This is a genomic window from Pseudoalteromonas sp. NZS127 (genome assembly GCF_015864805.1).
In the GTDB taxonomy this organism is placed as follows: domain Bacteria; phylum Pseudomonadota; class Gammaproteobacteria; order Enterobacterales; family Alteromonadaceae; genus Pseudoalteromonas; species Pseudoalteromonas nigrifaciens.
The window spans coordinates 1-1550 of the sequence record NZ_JADYWN010000048.1 but is presented as its reverse complement, the minus strand read 5'-3'; the positions used below and the strand labels follow the sequence as shown (position 1 = coordinate 1550).

1 protein-coding gene is annotated in these 1550 nt (G+C 40.5%); it reads left to right on the top strand.

What is annotated here, in order from left to right; all coding sequences use genetic code 11:
• The first annotated feature begins 106 nt into the window (after positions 1-106).
• Entirely contained in the window at positions 107-1546 is a 1440-nt protein-coding gene (gene tnpC / locus I6E78_RS18300) for an IS66 family transposase (protein WP_086993120.1), read from the top strand.
• The last annotated feature ends 4 nt before the right edge of the window (positions 1547-1550 follow it).

The window sequence follows — 1550 nt, the reverse complement described above, 5'->3', positions numbered from 1 at the left end:
TGTAACTATTCACCAAGACAAATTATTTTCTAAGGATCTTTTTTAGCTATTGACTGATCCTGCCAGTATGCCAAGCTAGAGCTATTACCCTATCGCTCTAGCTTTAATGAATTTAAACAGCATAAATATCACTGAAATAGTTGAGCAAACTAAAACTCAGTTACAAGAAGATAAAACACTCTCGCCAGCGTTGAAGATGTCTATTGAACTCATTCTTGTTGTCGTTGTTATGCTAGCTAGTAAATTAGGACTTAATAGTCAAAATAGTAGCATTCCTCCATCAAAAGATATCAACCGAACAAAGCCAACGAGAGAGAAGTCAGAAAAATCAGCTGGCGGACAAAAAGGCCGAGTAGGTAAAACGCTGACTCAAACAGAAACACCTGATGAGGTACAAGTCATTTTAGTTGACCGAGATTTTTTACCTAAAGGTCACTATCGTGAGGTGGGTTTTCAAAAGCGACAAGTCGTCGATATAGATATCAGTAAAGTGGTGACCGAATACCAGGCTCAAATCCTTGAGAATGAGCAAGGGAAGCGGTTTGTTGGTGAATTCCCCCAAGGTGTTAACGGTCCTATTCAATATGGTGTTGGTGTGAAAGCCCATGCGGTTTACTTATCACAATATCAATTACTCCCTTATAACCGCATTGAAGAATACTTTAGTGACCAACTAGGTATTCCGATCAGTGCCGGCAGTTTATTTAACTTTAATGAACAAGCAGCGGCACTGGTAAAGTCATCGGGCGCAGAAGGTATCATCAAAGCGGCATTACAAAGCCCGTATCAAACTTTGCATGTTGATGAGACTGGCATTAATATCGGCGGTAAACGGCGATGGCTTCATGGTGCATCAACGACTTGGTGGACTTATTTTTATCCTCATGAAAAAAGAGGAAAAATAGCGATGGATGAGGCCGGTATTTTACCGCACTTTACCGGTGTGCTATGTCATGACCATTGGAAGCCATATTATCAATATACCCAATGCCAACATGCATTATGTAATGCTCACCACATCCGAGAATTAGAAAGGGCTTGGGAGCAAGACGGCATGCAATGGGCGAAGGATATGCAAACCTTACTTAAAGAAATGAATAAAGCTCAAATAGATAATCCCGACCTAGATAAAGGGGCTAAACAGAAATATCGTGAGCAATATCAAAAAATATTGCTTCAAGGTGACGCTAAATGTCCACCACCAGATAAAAGTAGCCGAGTGAAAGGTCAGCGAGGCCGATTAAAGCGAACCAAATCCCGCGCATTATTGGAACGACTAAGAGATTATCAAGATGATGTTTTACGTTTCATGATGAGCACTGGCGTGCCATTTACCAACAACCAAGGCGAGAATGATATTAGGATGACCAAGGTTCATCAAAAAATATCGGGGTGTTTTAGAAGTAAGCAAGGAGCTGAAATGTTCTGCTTGCTGAGAAGCTATTTATCGACTTGCAGAAAACAATATGTATCTGCAAGCCTAGCCCTTGAGTTATTATTCAAAAATCAGCTGCCTGATATATTCATTTCAGATGAGGCTGAATAGTTAC

What these genes read in the sequence shown, in the direction of transcription:
- tnpC (WP_086993120.1), top strand. Translation starts at nt 107, where the DNA reads ATGAATTTAAACAGCATAAATATCACTGAAATAGTTGAGCAAACTAAA.